19 protein-coding genes are annotated in these 21740 nt (G+C 69.0%); 13 read left to right on the top strand and 6 right to left on the bottom strand.

What is annotated here, in order from left to right:
* Window positions 1-14: 14 nt before the first annotated feature.
* Window positions 15-1247, bottom strand: coding sequence for an imidazolonepropionase (gene hutI, locus AC3A4E_RS13465; RefSeq protein WP_487632081.1), 1233 nt, complete (start codon window positions 1245-1247; stop codon window positions 15-17).
* Window positions 1225-1440, bottom strand: coding sequence for a hypothetical protein (locus tag AC3A4E_RS13460; RefSeq protein WP_487631922.1), 216 nt, complete (start codon window positions 1438-1440; stop codon window positions 1225-1227). The genes hutI and AC3A4E_RS13460 overlap by 23 nt, the downstream gene beginning before the upstream one ends.
* 61 nt (window positions 1441-1501) lie before the next feature.
* On the opposite strand from AC3A4E_RS13460, the gene AC3A4E_RS13455 reads away from it, so the two are divergent.
* The 5 genes from AC3A4E_RS13455 to ubiM all read left to right on the top strand — a co-directional run bounded on the left by AC3A4E_RS13455 (window position 1502) and on the right by ubiM (window position 7807).
* A complete protein-coding gene (locus AC3A4E_RS13455; RefSeq protein ID WP_487631921.1) occupies window positions 1502-2749 on the top strand; it encodes a formimidoylglutamate deiminase in 1248 nt (415 codons plus the stop codon).
* A 146-nt stretch (window positions 2750-2895) separates the two neighbouring features.
* Window positions 2896-4539: a serine hydrolase gene (locus AC3A4E_RS13450; protein ID WP_487631920.1), complete on the top strand. Its 1644-nt coding sequence runs from the start codon at window positions 2896-2898 to the stop codon at window positions 4537-4539.
* A gap of 10 nt (window positions 4540-4549) precedes the next feature.
* Entirely contained in the window at window positions 4550-5779 is a 1230-nt protein-coding gene (locus tag AC3A4E_RS13445; protein WP_487631919.1) for a sensor histidine kinase, read from the top strand.
* Window positions 5776-6543 carry a LytR/AlgR family response regulator transcription factor gene (locus AC3A4E_RS13440; protein ID WP_487631918.1) on the top strand — a complete coding sequence of 256 codons (768 nt, stop codon included), beginning with the start codon at window positions 5776-5778 and terminating at the stop codon, window positions 6541-6543. The genes AC3A4E_RS13445 and AC3A4E_RS13440 overlap by 4 nt, the downstream gene beginning before the upstream one ends.
* 91 nt (window positions 6544-6634) lie before the next feature.
* Window positions 6635-7807, top strand: a complete 1173-nt coding sequence (gene ubiM, locus AC3A4E_RS13435; RefSeq protein WP_487631917.1) for a 5-demethoxyubiquinol-8 5-hydroxylase UbiM — start codon at window positions 6635-6637, stop codon at window positions 7805-7807.
* 1 nt (window position 7808) lies between these two features.
* Here ubiM and AC3A4E_RS13430 read toward each other — a convergent pair whose 3' ends face one another.
* On the bottom strand, window positions 7809-8324 hold the full coding sequence (locus AC3A4E_RS13430; protein WP_487631916.1) for a methylated-DNA--[protein]-cysteine S-methyltransferase: 516 nt from the start codon (window positions 8322-8324) through the stop codon (window positions 7809-7811).
* Window positions 8321-9868, bottom strand: a complete 1548-nt coding sequence (locus AC3A4E_RS13425; protein ID WP_487631915.1) for a DNA-3-methyladenine glycosylase 2 family protein — start codon at window positions 9866-9868, stop codon at window positions 8321-8323. The genes AC3A4E_RS13430 and AC3A4E_RS13425 overlap by 4 nt, the downstream gene beginning before the upstream one ends.
* Before the next feature lie 161 nt (window positions 9869-10029).
* Here AC3A4E_RS13425 and queA point away from each other — a divergent pair, with 161 nt between their 5' ends.
* Window positions 10030-11061, top strand: coding sequence for a tRNA preQ1(34) S-adenosylmethionine ribosyltransferase-isomerase QueA (gene queA, locus AC3A4E_RS13420; protein ID WP_487631914.1), 1032 nt, complete (start codon window positions 10030-10032; stop codon window positions 11059-11061).
* A 30-nt stretch (window positions 11062-11091) separates the two neighbouring features.
* Here queA and AC3A4E_RS13415 read toward each other — a convergent pair whose 3' ends face one another.
* Window positions 11092-12099: a lysozyme inhibitor LprI family protein gene (locus AC3A4E_RS13415; protein ID WP_487631913.1), complete on the bottom strand. Its 1008-nt coding sequence runs from the start codon at window positions 12097-12099 to the stop codon at window positions 11092-11094.
* Between the two features lie 50 nt (window positions 12100-12149).
* Between AC3A4E_RS13415 and tgt the strand changes: the two genes are divergently transcribed.
* The 4 genes from tgt (at window position 12150) to secF (ending at window position 16683) form a co-directional block, all read left to right on the top strand.
* The gene (tgt, locus tag AC3A4E_RS13410; protein ID WP_487631912.1) at window positions 12150-13286 is read left to right on the top strand and encodes a tRNA guanosine(34) transglycosylase Tgt; all 1137 of its coding nucleotides are present in this window, start codon (window positions 12150-12152) and stop codon (window positions 13284-13286) included.
* 117 nt (window positions 13287-13403) lie between these two features.
* A complete protein-coding gene (yajC, locus tag AC3A4E_RS13405) occupies window positions 13404-13742 on the top strand; it encodes a preprotein translocase subunit YajC (protein WP_332078594.1) in 339 nt (112 codons plus the stop codon).
* A 78-nt stretch (window positions 13743-13820) separates the two neighbouring features.
* Window positions 13821-15704 (top strand): protein translocase subunit SecD, encoded by a 1884-nt coding sequence (gene secD / locus AC3A4E_RS13400; protein WP_487631911.1) that lies wholly within the window; start codon window positions 13821-13823, stop codon window positions 15702-15704.
* A gap of 13 nt (window positions 15705-15717) precedes the next feature.
* Entirely contained in the window at window positions 15718-16683 is a 966-nt protein-coding gene (gene secF, locus AC3A4E_RS13395) for a protein translocase subunit SecF (RefSeq protein ID WP_487631910.1), read from the top strand.
* A gap of 179 nt (window positions 16684-16862) precedes the next feature.
* On the opposite strand, the gene AC3A4E_RS13390 is transcribed toward secF, so the two are convergent.
* The gene (locus AC3A4E_RS13390; protein WP_487631909.1) at window positions 16863-17693 is read right to left on the bottom strand and encodes an inositol monophosphatase family protein; all 831 of its coding nucleotides are present in this window, start codon (window positions 17691-17693) and stop codon (window positions 16863-16865) included.
* Window positions 17694-17779: 86 nt separating this feature from the next.
* Here AC3A4E_RS13390 and AC3A4E_RS13385 point away from each other — a divergent pair, with 86 nt between their 5' ends.
* The 3 genes from AC3A4E_RS13385 to AC3A4E_RS13375 all read left to right on the top strand — a co-directional run bounded on the left by AC3A4E_RS13385 (window position 17780) and on the right by AC3A4E_RS13375 (window position 21723).
* Window positions 17780-18592: an RNA methyltransferase gene (locus AC3A4E_RS13385; protein ID WP_487631908.1), complete on the top strand. Its 813-nt coding sequence runs from the start codon at window positions 17780-17782 to the stop codon at window positions 18590-18592.
* Between the two features lie 69 nt (window positions 18593-18661).
* Complete coding sequence (locus AC3A4E_RS13380) at window positions 18662-19594, top strand: phosphate/phosphite/phosphonate ABC transporter substrate-binding protein (RefSeq protein WP_487631907.1); 933 nt, start codon at window positions 18662-18664, stop codon at window positions 19592-19594.
* A complete protein-coding gene (locus AC3A4E_RS13375; protein ID WP_487631906.1) occupies window positions 19591-21723 on the top strand; it encodes a putative bifunctional diguanylate cyclase/phosphodiesterase in 2133 nt (710 codons plus the stop codon). Before AC3A4E_RS13380 ends, AC3A4E_RS13375 begins: the two co-directional genes overlap by 4 nt.
* Window positions 21724-21740 lie beyond the last annotated feature (17 nt).

Below are 21740 nucleotides of genomic sequence, written 5' to 3'. Positions count from 1 at the left end.
GGCTGCGAACGACCTCAGGCCAGACGTTTGCCACCGGCGAACGACATCGACAGCAACGGGCCGCCGAGCCAGTAGACGAGTTCGGCCGGCTGCGCGACCTGCCAGCAGGCGAAGTCCGCGCGCTGGCCGACCGCCAGACGTCCGCGATCCGACAGGCCGAGCGCGTGTGCCGCATGTACGGTCGCGCCTCGCAGGGCTTCCTCCGGCGTCAGGCGGAATTGCGTGCACGACAGCTGCATTGCTTGGCGCAGCGACAACAGCGGCGATGTGCCCGGATTGCAGTCGGTCGCGACCGCCATCGGCACGCCGGCCGCGCGGAACGCATCGAGCGGCGGCAGTGTGGTTTCGCGGAGCACGTGAAACGCGCCCGGCAGCAGCACCGCGACCGTGCCCGCTGCGGCCATCGCAGCAACGCCAGCCGGCGAGGTGTGTTCGACATGGTCGGCCGACAGGCCACCGAACTCCGCCACCAGCGCGGCACCGGCGCCATCGCTGAGCTGATCGGCATGCAGCTTCACCGGCAGGCCGAGCGTGCGTGCCACCTCGAATACGCGGCGCGTCTGATCGACGCTGAAGGCGATGCGTTCGGCGAATGCGTCAACGGCATCGACCAGACCTTCTTCGTGCAGACGCGGCAACCACTCGCAGACCGCATCGATGTAGGCGTCACCGCGGCCGGCGAACTCCGGCGGCAGGGCGTGCGCGCCGAGGAACGTGGTGCGTACGGTGGTGCCGAGCACCTCGCCGATCCGACGCGCGACGCGCAGCATCTTGCGTTCGTTGTCGAAGTCGAGGCCGTAGCCGGACTTGATCTCCAGCGTCGTCGCGCCGTCGGCGACCAGCGCACGCGCGCGCAGCAACGACTGCGCGAGCAGTGTGTCCTCGTCGGCCTCGCGCACTGCGCGCACCGTCGACACGATGCCGCCGCCGGCGCGCGCGATCTCTTCATAACTCGCGCCCTGCAGTCGCTGTTCGAACTCGGCAGCGCGGTTGCCCGCGAACACCGCGTGCGTATGGCAGTCGATCAGGCCGGGCGTGACCAGCCCATCGGTTTCGACGACGAGATCGGCGTTGGCTTCCGCGTCCGCGGGCAGTCCGCTGCGCGGACCGGCGTAGACGATCACACCGTCGCGCCAGCCGAGCGCACCGTCTTCGATCAGCCCGTAACCGCTGTCGTCCGCCAATGTGGCAAGCGTCGCGCCCAGCAGCAGTCCGTCCCAGGATTCAGTCGCCACCGCCGCCTCCATCGCCGCCGCCATCCGAGCTGAAATCACCGCCGTCATGGCGTCCGTGTTTCGACCCTTCGACCAGGGCACCATCGCCGCCGGACGGCGTGTCGGACTGTCGTTTGCGAGACGCGGACACGCCGGCGAACACCGCCACGAGACCGCCGGCCACGGCGACCAGGGCGCACACCAGCGCGATCGAAGTTGGACTCATCGGATGTTCCCGGGCGGAAGACCGGCTAGCCTACCGCACACGTTTTCGAGGAGCCGGCCCGATGCACGATGTTCCCGCGATCCACGCCGAGCGCACGCCCGCAGGCTGGCGTCTGCCCGGTATCGCGAACCTGCATTCGCATGCGTTCCAGCGGGCGATGGCCGGCATGGCCGAAGTGCAGACCGATCCCGCCGATTCCTTCTGGACCTGGCGCGAGACCATGTACCGGATGGCCGGGCGCTTCGATCCCGACAGCCTGCGTGCCGTGGCCACGCAGCTCTACGTCGAGATGCTGGAAGCCGGCTACACCACTGTCTGCGAGTTCCATTACGTCCATCACGCGCCCGACGGCGCGCCGTACGCGCCTCCAAGCGCGATGGCCGATGCGCTCATCGACGCCGCGCGCGCCACCGGCATCCGGCTGACGCTGCTGCCGGTGCTGTACATGGCCGGCGGGTTCGACGGGCGGCCGCTCGGCGAACGCCAGCGACGCTTCGGCCATGACGTCGACGGCTATCTGCGGCTGTTCGCCGATCTGCACGCGCGCCAGGACGACACGCTGCGCGTCGGCTGCGCGCTGCACAGCCTGCGCGCCGTGCCGTCCGATGCGATGCACGCGGTGCTGGCCGCACTTCCAGGCGATGCACGCATGCACATCCACATCGCCGAACAGATTCCCGAGGTCGACGAATGCATCGCGCTGCGCGGTGCGCGCCCGGTCGCCTGGCTGCTCGACAACGCGCCGGTCGACGCCCGCTGGACGCTCGTGCATGCGACGCATCTCGATGCTGCGGAAGTGGCCGGCATCGCCCGCAGCGGCGCGACCGTCGCGCTGTGTCCGACGACCGAAGCCAATCTCGGCGATGGCCTGTTTCCGTTGCGCGCGTTTCTCCATGCCGGCGGCGCCTGGGGCATCGGTTCGGACTCGCACATCTCGGTGTCGCCGGTCGAGGAACTGCGCTGGCTCGAGTACGGTCAGCGTCTGGTGACGCACCGTCGCAACATCGCGGTCGCAGCGGCGACGCCAAGCGTTGGCGCTACGCTGTTTGCGGGTGTGCAGGCGAGCGCCGCAGCATCGACCGGTTTCGACGCGCTCGACGACGCGGTCGTGCTGGACGCGGATGCGCCGCTGCTGGCCGGCGCGACGGAACATGACGTACTCGACCGCTGGCTGTTCGCCGGCAACCGCCCGCTGGTGCGCGAGGTGCAGATGGCCGGGCGGCAGGTCGTTGCGGAGGGGCGTCATGCATTGCACGCGGACGCCGCGCGCGGCTATGCGGATGCGATGCAGAGACTGCTGGCCGATTGAGCCGCTGGCGCGCGATCGGACCGCCTCACCCGTCCGGCGCGCCTGCAGACCGGTCCATCCGCCGGATCAGGCGTTTCATCGCACACCCGTGCACAGGCCGCGTCGCCGCCGCAGCATGGCGACGTTCCCATGGACAGGAGATCCGCATGTTGCCCAACACTTTGACCCTCGCCGCGATGCTCGCCATCAGCGGCAGCGCATCCGCGACGACCGACGCCGCACTCGCCGGCATCGTCGACCAGCGTCTGGCTGGTGACCGCACCGGCGCCTGCTTCGCCGTCGCGCTCATCGATGGCGACAGCGTGGCGCGGACGTATCGCTGCGCCGATGGCACGGCGACGCCGCGCATCGGCACCGACAGCGCGTTCGAGATCGGCTCGGTCAGCAAGACGATGACCGCGGCGTTGCTCGCGCAGCTGATCGCCGACGGCCGGGCCTCGCTCGACGATCCGCTGTCGGCCTATCTGCCTGCGGGTACGCCGGTGCCGACGTTCGAGGGCCAGCCGATCCTGCTGCGCCACGTCGTCACCCACACGTCCGGCCTGCCCGCATTGCCGGCGCGGATGCAGATCACCAATCCGGCTGATCCCTACGCTGCGCTGACGCCGGAGGCGTTGCTCGCTTCGCTGGGCGACGTCACCCTGACGCGCGCGCCCGGCGCGCAGTTCGAGTACTCCAACTTCGCGTCGATGCTGCTGTCGTATGCAGTCGCGCAGCGCGCCGGCCAGCCGTTCGAGACCCTGATCGACGCGCAGCTGTTCGCGCCACTCGGCATGACGCACGCCTACATCGCGCAGCGACCTGACGGCGTGCGGGCTGCCGCGGGCCATCTGCCCAACGGCAGCGAGACGCCGGCGTGGACGATTCCCGGCGACATGGCCGGCGTCGGCGGCGTGCGGGCCACGCTCGAAGACATGGTGCGTTACGTGCAGGCCCAGCTCGGTCATGCGGATGGCTCGGCCGCCGCGCCGTTGCTCGCAGCGTTGCAGACCACGCAGCAACCGGTCTCGCAACAGCCGCCGATGGCGATGAACTGGATGATCGCGCCGCTGGCCGGTCGAAGTGTGCTGATGCACGAAGGCGGCACGGGCGGTTTCTCGTCGCTGGTCGGCATCGATCCCGCACGCAAGCGCGGTGTCGTGATCCTGTCGGACACGTCGCTGACCGCGCTCGGCGGTCTCGGCAGCCTCGGCGCGCATCTGCTGGATCCGTCGGCGCCGGTCGGCAAGCCGCGCAAACTGGCGACACCGCCGGCTGAACTCGTCGATGGACTGGTGGGCACCTGGCAGCTCGGCGCCGGCATGCAGGTCGAGCTGGCGCGCAAGGGCGACGCGCTGACGATCCATCCTGCCGGCCAGCCGATCTTCGAACTGGGTTACGACGATGCAGGGGATTTCTTTCCCGTGCAGTTCGACGCACTGCTGTCGCCGAAGCGCGCGGTGCATGGCAGTTACAGCTTCGTCTGGCACCAGGGCGGCGGCGCGATCGCGGCAACGCGTGCGACCGATGCTGTGCCAACGGCAGCGCCGGCGACCGACGTGCCACTCGCTGATTACGCCGGCGACTACACGCTGATGCCGGGTTTCGTGCTGAAGGTCGACAGCGCCGAGGGCCGTCTACGGGCGCAGGCGACCGGGCAGGGTGCGTTTCCACTGGATGCGACCGGCGCCGACACCTTCGCTGCGCCGGCATTCGGCATCGAGCTGCGCTTCCAGCGCGGCGCCGACGGTGAGGTGACTGCACTCGAACTGCATCAGGCCGGTCAGGTGCTGCGTGGCGCACGTGGCTGAGCACGCGCCGATGCACGCATCTTCCGTACCGCTGCGCCAGCCGCTGCCGGACGACGTCGTCGTCGGCGGCGAACTTCCGTGGACGCGCTATCGCCGCTATCCGGTCTTCAGTACGCGCTGGCTCGCCGGACGCACGCTGCTGTTCGGCAGCGTGATCCTCGGCTTCTCGCTGCTGACGCTGGTGGGCGCGCTGGTCGGGCCGGTCAGTCGCGTCGGCGCGTTCACCGCATCCGGCTACATGTTCATCGCGTTTCTGCTGATGACCACCGCCGGCCCGTTGCTGGCGACCGGGGTGCGTCATCGCCGTCTGTCGCTGCCCCGCGAGCGAACCTGGGTCGTGCTGTCGCTGTGCGTCGGCATCCTGTTGTCCTGGGGCATCGACAGGTGGGCGAGCGCCCGGATCGAAAGCTTCATGGTCGACGAGATGGGCACGGGGCCTTACGACGTCGAGGCGATGCGTGCGCACTACGAGGGCGGCGCGGCGAAAGCCGGTGCGGTCTTCATCAAGATCCTGACGCTGGTGGTCATCTACGGTCTGCTGGGCGGCGGCACAGCGCTGCGCGCCTACTTCAGCGAGCAGCGTCGCATTGCCGACAGCCGGCACCGCACCGAACTCGTTGCTCTTCAATCGCAGAAGCGCGAATCGGATCTGCGGCTCGGTGCGCTGCAGGCGCAGGTCGAGCCGCATTTCCTGTTCAACACGCTGGCCTCGGTGCGTGCGCTGGTACGCCAGGACGCATCGCGCGCGGAGGCCACGCTCGATGCGCTGGTCGATTATCTGCGCGCGACCATTCCGCGGCTGCGCGATGGCGAAGCGGCGCTGCGCTCGACGCTCGGCGAGCAGCTCGACCTGTGCGCGCACTATCTGGAACTGATGCGTCTGCGCACCGCCGATCGCCTGCGGTACGACATCGAGGCCGACGCCACACTTCGCGCGTTGCCGTATCCGCCGCTGTTGCTGATCACGCTGGTCGAGAACGCGATCAAGCACGGCATCGAGCCCAAGCCCGGTGCGGGACGCGTCGTCATCCGTGCGTGGGCGACGGACGGCACGCTGCATGTGTCGGTGACGGACGACGGTGCAGGCCTGCAGCCGGGTGTCGGTGGCGGCATGGGACTGGCGAATGTGCGCGATCAACTCGCCACGCGCTTCGGTCTACGCGCGTCGCTGCGTCTGACCGGTGCCGCAGGCGGCGGCGCGCAGGCCGAACTCCGCACACCGATGGACGGACCCGCATGAACGACGCTGCCATCACCGCGCTGATCGCCGAGGACGAAGCGCCGCAGCGTGCAGCGCTGCTGGAGATGCTGGCGTCCGCCTGGCCCGCGCTGGAGGTCATTGCCGCCTGCGAAGACGGCATCGCGGCGTTGCAGGCCGCAGCCGAACACCGTCCGCAGGTCGCGTTCCTCGACATCCGCATGCCCGGCGTCGGCGGGCTCGATGTTGCGCGCGCAGTGGTTGCCGGCGGCGGGCTGGTGGTGTTCACCACGGCCTATGACGAGTACGCGATCCGGGCGTTCGAGGCGGGCGCCGTCGATTACCTGCTCAAGCCGGTGACCGAAGCGCGGCTGCGTCTCGCGATCGAGCGTCTGCAGGCACGCCTCGCGCAGCCTGCAGCGGATGATCTGCAGGCGCTGGTCGAGGATCTCGAGGCGCGTCTGCGCCCGCAGGGAGAACGCCAGATCCGCTGGATCAGCGCGAGCGTCGGCGATCACGTGCGCATGATCGGCATCGACGAGGTGCTGTTCTTCCAGGCGCAGGACAAATACGTGCGCGTGGTCACCGCCGATGGCGAGGCGCTGATCCGCACGCCGGTGAAAGAGCTGCTGGCGGGGCTCGACCCCGACGTGTTCTGGCAGGTGCATCGCGGCACCGTGGTTCGCGTGTCGACGATCGACCGCGTGCGCCGCGACGAACTCGGCAAGGCGCGGATCGAACTGCGCGGTCATCGTGAATCGCTGCCGGTGAGTGCGGCGTTCGTGCACCGCTTCCGGGGGATGTAGGCGCGCAGCGCACCGGTGCGTGGACGGCCGCGCCCAACGCATCCGCAACGCCCCGACCACTATCCTGTGCGCATCCAGTCAGGAGTCGCACATGCAGGTCGACATCGCCATCGTCGGGGCCGGGCCGGTCGGGCTGTGCTTCGCCCGCGCGCTGGCGGGCAGCGGGTTGAAGGTCGCGCTGTTCGAACGGCAGGCGCACGCGGCCATCGCGCAGCCGGCGTTCGACGGGCGCGAGATCGCGTTGACGCATGCCTCGCGCGCGATCCTCGAGCGGCTCGGACTGTGGGCGCGGTTCGACGCGGCGGACATCTCCGAACTGCGCGATGCGCGCATCTTCGACGGCGAGCGCACCGACGGGCTCACGATCACCGCACACGACGGCCGCAGCGCGCAGCTCGGCTGGCTGGTGCCGAACCAGCGCATCCGCCAGGCCGCGTTCGACGTGGTGGCCGATGCGCCCGACATCACCGTGCATGGTGCGTCATCGGTGCGCGACGTCGTCCAGCGCGCCGATGGCGTGACGCTCGCACTGGAGGACGGCACGCGCGTCGAAACGCGTCTGCTGATCGCGGCCGACAGCCGGTTCTCGGCCGTACGACGCATGCTCGGCATCGGCGCGCGGACGCGCGATTTCGGCATGCGCATGCTGGTGTGCCGCGTGGCGCACACGCAGCCGCACCATCACGCGGCCTGGGAGTGGTTCGATCAGGGACAGACGCTGGCCCTGCTGCCGCTCAATGGGAATCGCGCCTCGGTCGTACTGACGCTGCCGCCGCAGCAGATGGCCGAAGTGGAAGCGCTCGACGATGCCGCGTTCGCCGCCGACATGCAGCGCCGTTTCCGCGACCGGCTCGGCACGATGACGACGATCGGCACGCGGCATGTCTATCCGCTGGTCGGCGTCTACGCGGATCGTTTCGTCGCCGGTCGCGGGGCACTGCTGGGCGATGCCGCCGTCGGCATGCATCCGGTCACCGCGCACGGATTCAATCTGGGCCTGCAGGGTGCCGACCGGTTGGCGCAGGCGTTCCGCGACGCGCATGCGGCCGGCCGCGACATCGCCGGTGCCGGACTTCTGGAGCGCTGGGCGCGGACACATCGCGCGGCGAGCTGGCCGATGTATACGGCGACCGGCCTCGTCGCGAGCCTCTACACCGACGACCGCGCGCCGGCACGATTGCTGCGGGGTGCGACGCTCCGCATCGCCCAGCGCATCGCGCCATTCCGGCGCCTGATCGCCGGACATCTCACCCAGGCGCGCTGAGCTACAGAAGCCGATCCGCGCGTGGCCATGCGCCTTCCAGCGTCAGCAGGAATTCCTTGGTCGGCAGGCCGCCGCCGAAGCCGGTGAGCGCGCCGCTGGCGCCGATGACGCGATGGCAGGGCACCACGATCGACAGGGGATTGCGCCCGTTCGCAGCGCCGACCGCGCGGCTCGCGCCCGGCTTGTCGACCATGCTGGCGAGTTCGACGTAGCTGGCGGTGTGTCCGTACGGGATGCGCGTCAATGCCTGCCAGACCTGTTTCTGGAATGGCGTGCCGCGCGCGGCGAACGGCAGGTCGAAGGTCTGGCGCTTGCCAGTGAAATATTCGGCAAGCTGCTCCGCGGTCGCATCGAGCACGGGATGCGCACCATCGCGCCAGTCGTCACCGCGCGGCACCGGATGCCGGTGTTCGGCGAATTCGACGGCGTGCAGCCCGGCGTCGGATGCGGCGAGGAACAGCGGGCCGACCGGGCTGTCGATGGTGCGGGTGAAGACCGTGGTCGTGTCTGGGCTCATGGCGATGGACTCCGGGTGGAACGGGCGCGCGGGCGCGTTGGTGTCGCGATGCGTGCGGGCGTCGACGCCGAAGATTCGCGCCACAGATGGAAGACTGCGTAGCCGCGCCATGGACGCCAAGCGTCCGCGTGCGCACGCAGCGCTTTGGCGGTCATACGTGTGCCATCGGTTGGCAGCATCTTCTGCAGCACGAGATCCTCGGCGGGAAACGCATCGGGATGACCGAGCGCACGCAGCGCGATGTATTGCGCGGTCCATGGACCGATGCCGGGCAGGGCGACCCAGCGTTCGACGAAGTCGTCGAGCGTGCGTGCGCGATCGAAGTCCACGCGGCCATCGAGCAGCGCGGCAGCGATACCGCGGATCGTCGCGATACGGCTGCCGATCAGGCCGAGGCCGTCGAAGTCGGCGTCGACGAGTGCGTCCGGCGTCGGAAACAGATGGGCGAAGCCCTGCGCGGCGAAGGTCTCCGGCAATGGCGTACCGAAGCGCTGCGACAACCGTGCGGTCAGCGTACGCGCGGCGGCGACGCTGACCTGCTGGCCGATGACCGCGCGCACGGCGATCTCGAAACCGTCCCAGCCGCTGGGCAGACGCAGGCCGGGGCGTGTGCGCAGCAGCGGCGCCAGCCGTGCGTCCTGGGCGAGGTGCGCGGCGATCGTGTCCGGATCCGCATCGAGATCGAACATGCGGCGTACGCGCTGCACCGTGTCCTGCAGGCGCGACGGCGGACAGCCGTGCACCTGCAGTCGCAGCGCTGAGGGCTGCGGATCGCCGCGCGTCCCCGGCCATGCGTCGACCCGGACCCAGCCGGGCAGGTCCGCATCGCCGATCAGGCGGGTGTACGCGGTGTCGTCGACCACTTCGATGCCGGGCAAGGCGCGTCCGCGCAGGAAGTCGAGCATCGACGTCAGGTCATAGGGCGGCCGGTAGCCGAGGCGCAGCGTCAGCGCATCGCCGGATGCCTCGCGCGGCGCTTTGCGCAGATCGCGCGGCGGCATGCGGTAGGCGTCCTGGAACACCGCGTTGAAGCGCCGCAGGCTGTTGAACCCGGCCGCCATCGCGACCTCGGTGATCGGCAGCGCGGTCTCGGTCAGCAACTGCTTGGCGAACAGCAGCCGGCGCGTGCCGTGGACGCCGATCGGCGCAGCGCCCAGACGCTCGACGAACAGCCGCCGCAGCTGGCGCTCACCGATGTGCAGGCGCCCGGCCAGGGCGGACAGGGGCTGCGCGTCGAGCGCCCCGGCTTCGATCAGCGCGAGCGCGCGGGCGACGATGTCGTCGCCACGGTGCCATTGGCCGTCGCCCGGCGACAGTTCCGGCCGGCAGCGCAGGCAGGGCCGGAAGCCCGCCGCCTCGGCCGCGGCCGCCGTCGGGTAGTAGTCGACGTTGGCCGGCTTCGGCGCGGGCGCAGGACAGACCGGGCGGCAGTAGATGCCGGTCGTGCGCACCGCGGTGAAGAACAGGCCGTCGAAACGTGCGTCCCGACTCAGGCGTGCCTGCTCGCAGGTGGCGGTGTCGGGCAGGGCGGGCGCGGGTGACATGGGGGCAGGCTAGCACCGGCGATCCGGCCGGACTGGCCGGTTTCGGACATCGATGTGGGGCGCCGCCACACCCGGCTGCCGACCTGCGCCGGCTTGCCGGGGCGACGGTCTGGACCGCCGGGTTCACTACACTACCGGCCTCCCTCGACCTGTCCCTCGCCTTGAAAAAGTCGGATTTCCACTTCGATCTGCCCGAATCCCTGATCGCCCAGGCGCCCCTGGCCGAACGGTCCGCCAGCCGGCTGCTGGTCGTGCCGCCCGGCACCGCTGCGTTCGATGACCGCCATGTCCGCGATCTGCCGGATCTTCTGCAAGCGGGTGACCTGCTGATCTTCAACGACACGCGGGTGATTCCGGCGCGTCTGTTCGGGCAGAAGGACAGCGGCGGCCGGGTGGAGATCCTGATCGAGCGGCTGCTGCCGGGCAACGAGGCGCGCGCGCAGATCGGCGCCAGCAAGTCGCCGAAGCCGGGCGGGCGGATCCAGCTCGATGGCGGCGGCAGTGCCGAGGTGCTGTCACGCGACGAGGGCTTCTATCACCTGCGTTTCGAACTCGACGACACGCTGGAGTCCTGGTTGCTCAAGGCGGGGCGCATGCCGCTGCCGCCCTACATCCGCCGCGAGCCCGGCCAGGACGACGCCGAGCGCTACCAGACCGTGTTCGCGCGCGAGATCGGCGCGGTCGCAGCGCCCACCGCCGGCCTGCACTTCGACGATGCGCTGCTGACGCGCCTGCGCACGCGCGGGGTCGAGTTCGGTCACGTCACGCTGCACGTCGGGGCCGGCACGTTCCTGCCGATGCGGGTCGAGGATGTCCGCGAGCACCGCATGCACAGCGAGTGGATCAACGTCGGCGCCGAACTCGTCGCGCAGATCCGTCGCACGCGCGAGGCCGGCGGTCGCGTGATCGCCGTCGGGACCACGGTCGTGCGTGCGCTCGAGAGCGCCAGCGTCGACGGCGAGTTGCATCCGTTTGCCGGCGAAACGCAGATCTTCATCTTTCCCGGCTACCGCATCCGCAGCGTCGACGCGATGGTGACCAATTTCCACCTCTCCGAATCCACGCTGCTGATGCTGGTGTCGGCGTTTGCCGGCAAGGACCGCGTATTCGCGGCCTACGACCATGCGGTGCAGTCCGAATACCGGTTCTTCTCGTATGGCGACGCGATGCTGCTGTGGGGGCAGCCCGGCTGAAGGGCGCCGACTGCGCCGCGCGGTCGCCCCTCAGGGCCCGCCGGTGATCGCGTCCAGCGCGGCCGTGCGGGTCTCCGTGAGCCATGCCCGCCATGCATCGCCTGCGGTATCGGGCCAGCGCGTGGCGGCGAACGCCACCCAGGCATCGCGGTAGCGCAGCCACGCGCGCTGGGTGTCGCGCACGCCATCCGCGTTGACGGTGCCGGCGAGGCTGTAGGGATGGATCGCTGCGCCGGCCTGCAACTCGGCACGCACCCTGCGATAGGTCGCATTGAGCGCCCGGTCCGCAGGCATGAGCGCTGCGGCCGTCTGCGCCGGGCGGGCGCCGCGTTCGAAGCGCTGGACGTCCTCCATCAGCTGGATCTCCAGCGTCTCGCGGGCCTGCGCGGTGAACGCACCGCGTCCCGTCCCGCTGAGGTCGATCTCGTCGCTGCCGACATGTCCGAAGTAGCCGTCCGCCGCCTTGCGCAGCGCCTGCCAGGCGTCGCGTTGCGCCGGCGTCCAGCCGGACTGCAGCGTCTGCCAGTGACGGTCGCGCACCACGCTGGCGAACCCGGCGTCGCGACTGGCGCAGACGCCCTGCATCAGGCCGCTGGTGATGTCGTCGCAGATGTCCATCGGCGCGGTGTCGTGGCCGTCGGCGATGCGTTGCAGATGCGCCAGCCGGGCACCGATCTCCGCTGGCGCGCCGTCGAACTCGCAGGCGAAACGGCGGGCGAGGGCGATGTCCTGCGGCACGCCCTGGCCATTGGCGTAGACCATCATCAGGACACCGCTGCCGCCCAGCGGGCCCGCACGGTCCTCGGCGCGTTCCCGGTACGCGCAGTGGCGCGCGGCAACCGGGTCGCCGCCCGTGCCATCCGCGCCGTAGTAGAGCCTGGCCGCATTGCAGTCCGCCGCCGCACGGCCCGTGTCGGCGGCGGGCAGCGGTACTTCGAGCGACGCATTGCACACCGCGTCGCGCGGCGGCGCGTCGGTGGCCGCCACTGCGGCGGGCAGCAGGCCCAGCATCCAGAAGACCGTTCCGAATCGACGCATGGAGACTCCAGGAGAGCCGGCGGGCAGGGAGGGTCGGTCATACTATCCCGATGTCCAGAATGACCTTCGAACTGCTCGGCCGCGATGGCGCAGCGCGCCGCGGCCGCATCACCTTTCCGCGCGGCACCATCGAGACGCCGGCCTTCATGCCGGTCGGCACCTACGGCACCGTCAAGGGCGTGCTGCCCGAGCAGGTACGCGCGCTGGGCGCCGAGATCATTCTCGGCAACACCTTCCATCTGTATCTGCGGCCGGGTCTCGACGTCATCGAGGCGCATGGCGGTCTGCACGGCTTCGCGCGCTGGGACAAGCCCATCCTCACCGATTCCGGCGGTTTCCAGGTGTTCTCGCTGGCGCACAAGCGCAAGATCACCGAGGAAGGCGTGACATTCGCCGCGCCGACCGATGGCGCGAAGGTGTTCCTCGGCCCTGAGGAGAGCATGCGCATCCAGAAGGTGCTCGATTCGGACATCGTGATGATCTTCGACGAGTGCCCGCCGGTGCAGATCGACGGCAAGCCGGTGCATCCGCGCGTCATCGAGAAATCGATGGAACTCTCGCTGCGCTGGGCCGGGCGTTCGAAGCGCGCACACGAGGGCAACGACGCCGCGCTGTTCGGCATCGTGCAGGGCGGCGTGCACCACGATCTGCGTACGCGCTCGGCCGAGGGTCTGAAGGACATCGGCTTCGACGGCTACGCGATCGGAGGCCTCGCGGTCGGTGAGACGGAGGACGAGCGCAACGCGATGCTCGACCACACCGCGCCGCAGCTGCCCGAAGACCGCCCGCGTTACCTGATGGGCGTGGGCCGGCCGGAAGACCTGGTCGAAGCCGTCGCGCGTGGCGTCGACATGTTCGATTGCGTGATGCCCACCCGCAACGCGCGAAACGGGCATTTCTTCACCTCGACCGGGGTGATCCGCATCCGCAATGCGAAGTTCGAGAAGGACCTGCGGCCGATCGAAGAGGGCTGCGGCTGCGAGGCCTGCAGCGGCGGCTTCACCCGCGCCTATCTCCGGCATCTGGACCGCTGCGGCGAGATGCTCGGCCCGATGCTCGGCACGCTGCACAACCTCTGGTACTACCAGAAGCTGATGGCCGACATGCGCGCCGCGATCGCCTCGGGAACCTTTGCCGCATTCCGGGAGTCTTTCTACAGCGCCCGGACGGGGAACCCGGGCGCCTGATCCGCCCCCGGGGCGTTTCAGGCCCCATCACCACCCATTCACCCGCCCTCCGGCCTGCGTCCGCGCCCGGCCGTGCCATAATCGCCCGCTGTCTGTTTTCGACCCATGGATGCCCCGATGAATCTGCTGGACCTTGTGATCGCCCCCGCCCACGCCGCTGCCGCCGCACCTGCCGGCCCCAGCATGCTGTCGACGCTGGCCTTCCCGATCATCCTGATCGCGATCATGTACTTCCTGATGATCCGCCCGCAGATGAAGCGCACCAAGGAACACCGCGCGATGCTGGAGAAGCTGTCGGTCGGCGACGAAGTCATCACCAACGGCGGCATCGCCGGCGTGGTGCGCAACATCGGCGACAGCTTCCTGACGATCGAAATCGCCGAGCGCGTCGAAATCCGCGTGCAGAAGGGTGCGGTCGGCAACGTGCTGCCCAAGGGCACGCTGAAGTCCGCCTGATCCACGATCGCCGATCGTTGATCGCCGGTTCCGTCATCTCTCAAGGCGCCGCCCGTGTGCGGCGCCCGAGGCAAGGCAATGCTTGAATTCCCGCGTTGGAAGTACGTCCTCATCCTGGTGATACTCGCGCTGGCGACGCTGTACGCGTTGCCCAATGCCTACCAGAAGAATCCGTCCGTGCAGATCACGCCGAGCACCAGCGAGGCGCGCATCGACGAGGCGTTCAAGGCGCGCGTCGACGGTCTGCTGCAGGAGGCGGGCGTCACCCCGGTCGGCACCGAGATCGACGAGAACCATCTGCTGTTGCGCCTGCATGACGCGGATGCGCAGACGGCGGCTTCCGACACGCTGCGCCCGGTGCTGGGCGAGAACTATTCGGTGGCGCTGAATCTTGCATCCACCGTGCCGGACTGGCTGTCCAATCTGGGCGCGCGTCCGATGACGCTGGGCCTGGATCTGCAGGGCGGCGTGCACTTCGTGATGCAGGTCGATCAGGCCGCGGCGTTGCAGAAGCGCGTCGAGGGCTACGCCGACGGCATCCGCACGGTGCTGCGCGACGCGCGCATCGGCTATTCCAGCGTCGAACGCCGCAATGACAACAGCATCGGTGTGGTGTTGACCGAGGGCGCCGACGTCAATGCGGCGCGCACGCAGATCGCCGACAGCCTGGCCAGCGCGTCGGGTCAGGGCCTGAGCGGCAGCGGTCCGCAGATCACGACCGAGGGCAACCGAATCACCGTGCGCCTGTCGCAGGGTGAGATCTCGCGCATCGCCAGCGACGCGGTCGAGCAGAACCGCACCGTGATCTCCAACCGCATCAACGCGATCGGCGTCGCCGAGCCTGTGCTGCAGCGCCAGGGCGAAGACCGTCTGGTCATCCAGCTGCCCGGCCTGCAGGACACTGCCGAGGCCAAGCGCCTGATCGGCGCCACTGCGACGCTCGAGTTCCGCGCCGTGACCGGCGACGAGAACCAGGCGGCGGCCGCGGTCGCATCGGGCAACATCCCGGCCGATTCGCGCATCTACTACGACGAGAACGATCGGCCGCTGCTGCTGTCGCGCCGCATTCTTGTGTCGGGTGACCAGCTGATCAACGCGAACCCGCAGACCGATTCGCAGACCGGCACCCCGGCGGTGGGCATCACGCTCAACAGCGCCGGCGGCAAGCGCATGCTCGACCACACCCTGCAGAACGTCGGCCAGCGCCTGGGCATCGTCTATGTCGAGCGCATTCCCACCGTGCGCATCGTCGACGGCGAGGAAGTGCGCTCGGCCCGCAGCGTCGAGCGTGTGATCAGTTCCTCGACGATCCGTGGCGTGTTCGGCCGCGAGTTCCAGACCACCGGTCTGAGCCGCGAGGAGTCCACCGATCTGGCGAGCCAGCTCAAGGCCGGCGCACTGGCCGCGCCGATGGACTTCGTCGAAGAGCGCGTCGTCGGCCCGAGCCTGGGCGCCGAGAACGTCGAGCGCGGTCTGACCGCTGTGCTCTACGCGTTCTTCTTCACCCTGATCTTCTTCATGTTCTATTACCGCATGTTCGGCATCGTCACCTGTCTGGCGCTGATCCTGAACCTGCTGATCGTGGTTGCGGTGATGTCGCTGTTCGGCGCCACGATGTCGTTGCCCGGCTTCGCCGGTCTGGCGCTGTCGATCGGTCTGTCCGTCGACGCCAACGTGCTGATCAACGAGCGCATACGCGAAGAGCTCAGGGCCGGCATGCCGCCCAAGGCGGCGATCGTGACCGGCTACGAGAAGGCGTCGGACACCATCTTCGACTCCAACCTCACCGGCATCATCGCGGGTATCGCGCTGTACGCCTTCGGCACCGGCCCGCTGCAGGGCTTCGCGGTGACGCTGGTGATCGGTATCACCGCTTCGATGTTCACCGCAATCGTCGTCTCGCGCGCGCTGGTCACGCTGATCTATGCGCCGCGCAAGAAGCTCAAGTCCCTGGCGATCTGACGGAAGAGACCTTATGAAAATTTTTCCGTTGACCCTCGTTCCCAGTGGCACCCGCATCGATTTCATGCGGCTGCGTCATGTCTGGGTCGCCATGTTCCTGCTGCTGTTTGTCGGCTCGTTCGCCGTCGTCGGTCTGAAGGGCTTCAATTTCGCGCTCGACTTCACCGGCGGTACCGCGGTGAATGTCCGCTTCGACAAGCCCGTCGGCGTGGACGATGTGCGCGAGCGGCTCGAGACCGCCGGCATCACCAATGCCCAGGTGCAGACCTTCGGCAGCGGCAACGATCTGCTGATCCGCGTCCGTGGCGACGAGGACCAGGTGAGCGTGGACGGCAACACCCAGCTCGCGCAGGACGTGCTCGCCGCAGCCTCCAGCGAGGCCAATCCCGGCCGCATCCTGAGTACCGAGTCGATCGGTTCGCAGGTGTCCGGCGATCTGCGCAAGAACGCGATCTATGCCGCGATCTTCGTGCTGGTGGGCTTCCTGCTGTACATCAGCGTGCGCTTCGAGTGGAAGTTCGCGGTGGTGGCCAGCGTCACCACGCTGTTCGACGTCATGGTGGTCGCCGCGATGTTCGCGCTGACCGGCCGCGAGTTCGACCTCACCGTGCTGGCGGGCCTGCTGTCGGTGATGGGCTTCTCGATCAACGACACCATCGTGGTCTTCGACCGTGTGCGCGAGAACTTCCGCGGCGTCCGCGCCGATCCGCTGGAGATCTTCAACCGCTCGATCAACCAGACGCTGTCGCGCACGATCATCACCTCGCTGGTGTTCTTCCTGTCGGTGCTGGCGCTGTTCCTCTACGGCGGCGGTTCGCTCGAAGGCCTGGCGCTGACCCAGATGATGGGCGCGGTGGTCGGTACGCTGTCGTCGATCTTCATCGCCTGTCCGCTGCTGACCTACGGCATCCTGCGCGTCACCAAACAGGACCTGCTGCCGAAGGCGAAGGACGAGGCGGCGCTGTCGCGTCGCCCCTGATCCGGAACGCCCGGCCCGCGTGATGCGGACCGGACCGGTTGCACGAAGAAGCCGCGCATTGCGCGGCTTCTTCGTGGGGGGCACTGGCGGGTGCGGCGCCGGAAAACAGGTCGGCCTGCCTGCAACGGAAAAGGCCGCGCTTGCGCGCGGCCTTCCGGTGCCAGCAGGTCCGACGGCGCTTACGCGAATTCTTTCGCGTATCCCGACTCGACCAGCGTCTTCTGCAACGGCGCGACGATGTGCACGTTGCCGGCGACGACCTGGCGACCGCCGGCGAGGGCCACATTCAACGGACCGCCTGCAGCGCCTTTGAAATCGCTGACCCGGCCACCGGCCTCGCGGACAAGCAGCACGCCGGCCGCGATGTCCCAGGGATGCACACCGGCTTCAAAGTAGCCGTCGGTACGGGCAGCGGCGACATATGCCAGGTCCAGCGCAGCCGAACCGGTGCGGCGCACGTCCTCGGCCGATTCGAGCAGCGCTTCGACGGCGCGCAGCTGGGCACCGACACGCTTGCGCTCGCGCGGTGCGAAGCCGGTGCTGAGCATCGCGCCGGTCAGTTCGCGTCGTTCGGACACGCGGATGCGACGCTCGTTGAGCTGGGCGCCGGCACCGCGGGTAGCGGTGAACAGCTCGTTGCGCAGCGGATCGAAGATCACGCCATGCAGCGGCTCGCCACCTTCGACCAGCGCGATCGACACGCACCAGTGGGGCAGGCCACGCAGATAGTTGCTGGTGCCGTCGAGCGGATCGATGACCCAGGTGTAGCGGCTCGGGCCGCCACGGCCCGGCTTGGCGCCGCCTTCTTCGCCGAGCACGGCGTACTCGGGATAGGCGCGACGCAGTTCCTTGACGATCGCCTCTTCGGCGAGGCCATCGACTTCGCTCGCGTAATCGTGGCGCGCTTTCTCGACGACGTTGAGCGCGTCGAGCTTGTGCATGTTGCGCAACAGGACGCCACCGCCGGCGCGCGCCGCCTTGACCATGACATTGACAGCAGGTTGAAGCATCGCGGACGACTCCGGGCGCGGGCAGGATCGAGGGGGAAAAGAGCAGTACCGGCGCCAGGCCGGTCGCGCAGTTTACCATTCGCGTCATGCAAGCGCCCCTGAATCCAGAGTCCGCACCGGACATCGCCACCGCGGACGGCCCCGCCGCCCGCATCCGCATCGTGCTCGTCGGCACCCAGCACCCCGGCAACATCGGCTCCGCCGCGCGCGCCATCAAAACGATGGGCCTGCACCGGCTGGTGCTGGTGGCGCCGCAGAAGTACCCGCACAACGAGGCCGACATGATGGCCGCCGGCGCCGAGGACGTGCTCAACGCCGCGGTCGAAGTGGCGACGCTGGCCGAAGCCGTGGCCGACTGCCGGCTGGTGCTGGGCTGCACCGCACGCAGCCGCCGCGTGCAGCTGCGCGAGTTGCGTCCGCGCGATGCCGCCGCGTCCGTCTATGCCGAAGCCGCTTCCGGTGGCGAGGTCGCGCTGGTGTTCGGCCGCGAGCGCACCGGACTGGAGAACGAGGAACTGCAGCTGTGCCACGCCGCGGTGCACATCCCCGCCAATCCCGGCTACAGCTCCCTCAATCTGGCGGCGGCCGTGCAGGTGCTGAGCTACGAGGTGCGTCTGGCGTTGCTGGGCGAGGGCACCGACGCGCCGTCGGCGGCGATCGCGCCGGCGAACCCGGATGCGGTGCCGCATGCCGAGCTCGAAGGCTTCTTCGGGCAACTGGCCGACACGCTCGAGGACATCGATTTCCACAAGGGTCGCGCGCCGGATTCTGCGATGCGCAAGCTGCGGCGGCTGTTCGTGCGGACCGGACTGGACCAGAAGGAAGTGCGGTTGCTGCGCGGCATCCTCGCCGATGCACAGCGCATGGCGCGCCTGGCACGCGATCGCGGTCACCAATAGGCCTGCAGCGTCTGTTGCGGCGTAAAGGCTTCGGATAGGCTTGTCGCTTCATTACCAGCAGGATCCACCTTGGACCCGCGCCTCTTCCTCCGTTGGCTCACGTCAGGCGTGCTGCTGACGCTGCTGGTTGTGGCATCCGCGGGGCCCGTCGCGGCCGAACCGCGCAACGTGCTCGTGCTGGGGCGGATCAGTGACGATCCCCAGGCGCACTACGAACAACTCAAGCCGCTGCTCGATTACGTGGTGTCCCGCATGGGCGATGTGGGGATCACCGAGGGGCGCGTGCTGATGGCGCGCGACGTGCAGCAGATGCAGAGCTATCTGCGACGCGGGCGCGTGGACTGGGTGACCGAGACCGCGAGCGGCGCGATGCTGCTCGAGAAGCGCGCCGGCGCGCAGCCGCTGCTGCTGACCGAACGCGATGGCGTCAGTCGCTATCACACTGTGTACTTCGCGCGCCGCGACAGCGGCATCCGCGCGCTCGACGACCTGCGTGGCCACAGCATCGCGTTCCAGAACCGCCAGTCGACCAGCGCCTACTTCGTGCCGGCCGCCGAACTGCTCGCCCACGGCATGAAGCTGGAAGTGCTGCTGTCGCCGCGCGACCAGCCCGAAGCCACGTCCGTCGGGTACCTGTTCGCGCGCTCCGAACTCAACATGTCCTCGTGGGTGCACAAGCGGCTGGTCGATGCGGGCGCGATGAGCAACATCGACTGGAACAGCACCCGCCGGGTGCCGGAGTCCTTCAAGCGCGACTTCGTGATCATCGGGGAAAGCGCGCCGTTCCCGCGGGCGCTGGAGATGGTGCGGGGCGACCTGGAGACGCGCGTCGCCGAACGGCTGCGCGATGTGCTGCTCGAGGCCAGTCAGGACCCTGCGGCGGCGCCTGCGCTGCAGCGCTTCTTCCGCACCACCGCGTTCCTGCCCTTGGACGCGGAGACGCGCACGGAACTCGAGCGGCTGCACAGCGGCGTCCTGCGTGTCACCTCGGAGGTCGAATGAGGCTCCGGCCCGGCCTGCAGGCCACCTTCCTGACGCTGGTGGGTGTCGCCGTGCTCGTCGGTCTGCTGTCGGTGGCGCTGATGGTGCGGCAGCAGCAGCTGGCCCAGCAGCAGATCCTCACCCTGAGCCAGCGCTCGATGCACGCACTGGCCACGCAGCGTCTGCTGCTGCGCGGTGAAGCAGTGTCGGCGCAGGTGGCCGAGGCGCTGGTGAACCCGGTGTACTACTTCGATCTCGAGGCCATCGGCGTCACGATCGGCAACGTGTTGCGGCAGCCCGACGTGAGCTATGTGGTCGTCTACGACGCGGACGGCAACATCGTCCACGACGGCAGCCGGGACATCGAGCGCTACGGGCAGCGGATGGAGGATCCGTTCGCGCTGGAAGTCGTCGCAGCGGACGGCCAGCACATGCAGAGCAACGGCGACCTGCTCGACGTCTCGACGCCGATCCGCATCGGCGACCAGCGCCTGGGCGGTGTGCGCATCGGCTACTCGCTCGCGACCGCCCGCCAGGACGAAGGCGCGATGGCGGCGACGATGCGCGCCCGCCTGGACGAGATCGCCCGGCGCCAGATCGTGGACGTGGCATGGCTGCTCGCCGTGCTCGCGGCGCTCGGGCTGGGCGTCGCGACGCTGCTGCAGCGGCGTCTGGTACAGCCCGTGCGCCGGCTCGCCCGCGCCGCGCAGCGGATCGAGTCCGGACACTACGATGCGGTGATGCCGGCGGACGACCGCCGCGACGAGATCGGTGATCTGGTGCGGGCCTTCGACCGCATGCGCGACAGCATCGCCCGCCACGATCGCGACATCCGCAGGATGGCCTACACCGATCCGCTGACCGGGCTGGCCAACCGGCTGGCCTTGCGCGAATCGCTCGACAACCGCCTGCTGGAAATGCAGGGCGCGGCAGGGCGCCTGGCGTTGCTGTTCGCCGACGTGGACGATTTCAAGCGCGTCAACGACACCCTCGGCCACGATGCCGGTGACGAGGCGCTGATGCAGTTCACCGCCCGCATCGACGCGGCGGTGCGCGAGTTCGATGTCGCGGACCTGCTGCTCACCCGGTTCGGCGGCGACGAGTTCGTGGTGCTGCTGCAGCTGCCCGATGCCAGCAGCGCCGACCTGCGCACGGTAGCCGGCAACCTGGCGACGCGACTCGTCGAGGAGGTCGCGCGACCGATCGAGGTCGAAGGCCGTCGCGTGTTCCTCGGCATCTCGATCGGCATCACCCTGTTTCCAGAAGACGCCACCAGTGCGGCGATGCTGCTCAAGAACGGCGACATCGCGATGTACCAGGCCAAGCTCGCGGGCAAGAACGGACACCGCTTCTACAACCTCGCAATGGACCAGGCCGTCGAGCGCCGCATGCGCATGGAGCAGGAACTGCGCGGCGCGTGGGAGCGGGGCGAGCTGAGCCTGGCCTACCAGCCCGTGTTCCGGATGGAGGACAAGGCGCTGCTCGGCGTGGAAGCGCTGCTGCGCTGGAGCCATCCCGAGTTCGGCAACGTCGCCCCGTCGGTGTTCATCGATGTCGCCGAGCAGAGCGGGCTGATCGACATCATCGGGCCGCAGGTCCTGCATGCCGCATGCCTCGCGACACGCGACTGGCAGCAGCGCTTCGTGTCCGCGTCGACCCTGTTCGTGTCGGTGAACGTCTCGCCGCGCCAGCTGGGTTCCGCGACGTTCGCCACCGAGGTGGAGGCGGCGCTGCACGCCTCGGGGCTGTCCGCCCGGCACCTGCATCTGGAACTGACCGAGACGGCGGTGATCGGCGACGAGGCGGGTGTCGGCCAGTTGCTCGACGCGCTGCGGGCCCTGGGGGTCAAGATCTGGCTCGACGATTTCGGCACCGGTTTCTCCGGGCTCAGCCACCTGCGCCGGGTGCCGGTGGACGGGGTCAAGATCGACCGCAGCTTCGTCGCCGACGTGCTGCGCGACCCCGACGATCTGGCGCTGACCACGGCGATCATCTCGATGGCGCACTCGATCGGCATTACCGTTGTCGCCGAGGGCGTGGAGAAGGAAGGCCAGTACGCCGTGCTGCGCGACCGCGGTTGCGACCTGGGGCAGGGCTTCTGGTTGGGGATGCCGATGAGCGCGCGCGAGTTCGAAGCGCTGCTGGCGTGAGACCCCACCCGCCATCG

The organism is Luteimonas sp. Soil_N_1, from assembly GCF_057656255.1.
This window is presented reverse-complemented; position numbering and strand designations above follow the sequence as displayed.

What these genes read in the sequence shown, in the direction of transcription:
- AC3A4E_RS13425 (WP_487631915.1), bottom strand. Translation starts at nt 9,868, where the DNA reads ATGTCACCCGCGCCCGCCCTGCCCGACACCGCCACCTGCGAGCAGGCA.
- AC3A4E_RS13385 (WP_487631908.1), top strand. Translation starts at nt 17,780, where the DNA reads ATGCAAGCGCCCCTGAATCCAGAGTCCGCACCGGACATCGCCACCGCG.
- yajC (WP_332078594.1), top strand. Translation starts at nt 13,404, where the DNA reads ATGAATCTGCTGGACCTTGTGATCGCCCCCGCCCACGCCGCTGCCGCC.
- AC3A4E_RS13455 (WP_487631921.1), top strand. Translation starts at nt 1,502, where the DNA reads ATGCACGATGTTCCCGCGATCCACGCCGAGCGCACGCCCGCAGGCTGG.
- AC3A4E_RS13390 (WP_487631909.1), bottom strand. Translation starts at nt 17,693, where the DNA reads ATGCTTCAACCTGCTGTCAATGTCATGGTCAAGGCGGCGCGCGCCGGC.
- AC3A4E_RS13440 (WP_487631918.1), top strand. Translation starts at nt 5,776, where the DNA reads ATGAACGACGCTGCCATCACCGCGCTGATCGCCGAGGACGAAGCGCCG.
- tgt (WP_487631912.1), top strand. Translation starts at nt 12,150, where the DNA reads ATGTCCAGAATGACCTTCGAACTGCTCGGCCGCGATGGCGCAGCGCGC.
- AC3A4E_RS13430 (WP_487631916.1), bottom strand. Translation starts at nt 8,324, where the DNA reads ATGAGCCCAGACACGACCACGGTCTTCACCCGCACCATCGACAGCCCG.
- ubiM (WP_487631917.1), top strand. Translation starts at nt 6,635, where the DNA reads ATGCAGGTCGACATCGCCATCGTCGGGGCCGGGCCGGTCGGGCTGTGC.
- secD (WP_487631911.1), top strand. Translation starts at nt 13,821, where the DNA reads ATGCTTGAATTCCCGCGTTGGAAGTACGTCCTCATCCTGGTGATACTC.
- hutI (WP_487632081.1), bottom strand. Translation starts at nt 1,247, where the DNA reads ATGGAGGCGGCGGTGGCGACTGAATCCTGGGACGGACTGCTGCTGGGC.
- secF (WP_487631910.1), top strand. Translation starts at nt 15,718, where the DNA reads ATGAAAATTTTTCCGTTGACCCTCGTTCCCAGTGGCACCCGCATCGAT.
- AC3A4E_RS13460 (WP_487631922.1), bottom strand. Translation starts at nt 1,440, where the DNA reads ATGAGTCCAACTTCGATCGCGCTGGTGTGCGCCCTGGTCGCCGTGGCC.
- AC3A4E_RS13445 (WP_487631919.1), top strand. Translation starts at nt 4,550, where the DNA reads ATGCACGCATCTTCCGTACCGCTGCGCCAGCCGCTGCCGGACGACGTC.
- AC3A4E_RS13450 (WP_487631920.1), top strand. Translation starts at nt 2,896, where the DNA reads ATGTTGCCCAACACTTTGACCCTCGCCGCGATGCTCGCCATCAGCGGC.
- AC3A4E_RS13375 (WP_487631906.1), top strand. Translation starts at nt 19,591, where the DNA reads ATGAGGCTCCGGCCCGGCCTGCAGGCCACCTTCCTGACGCTGGTGGGT.
- AC3A4E_RS13415 (WP_487631913.1), bottom strand. Translation starts at nt 12,099, where the DNA reads ATGCGTCGATTCGGAACGGTCTTCTGGATGCTGGGCCTGCTGCCCGCC.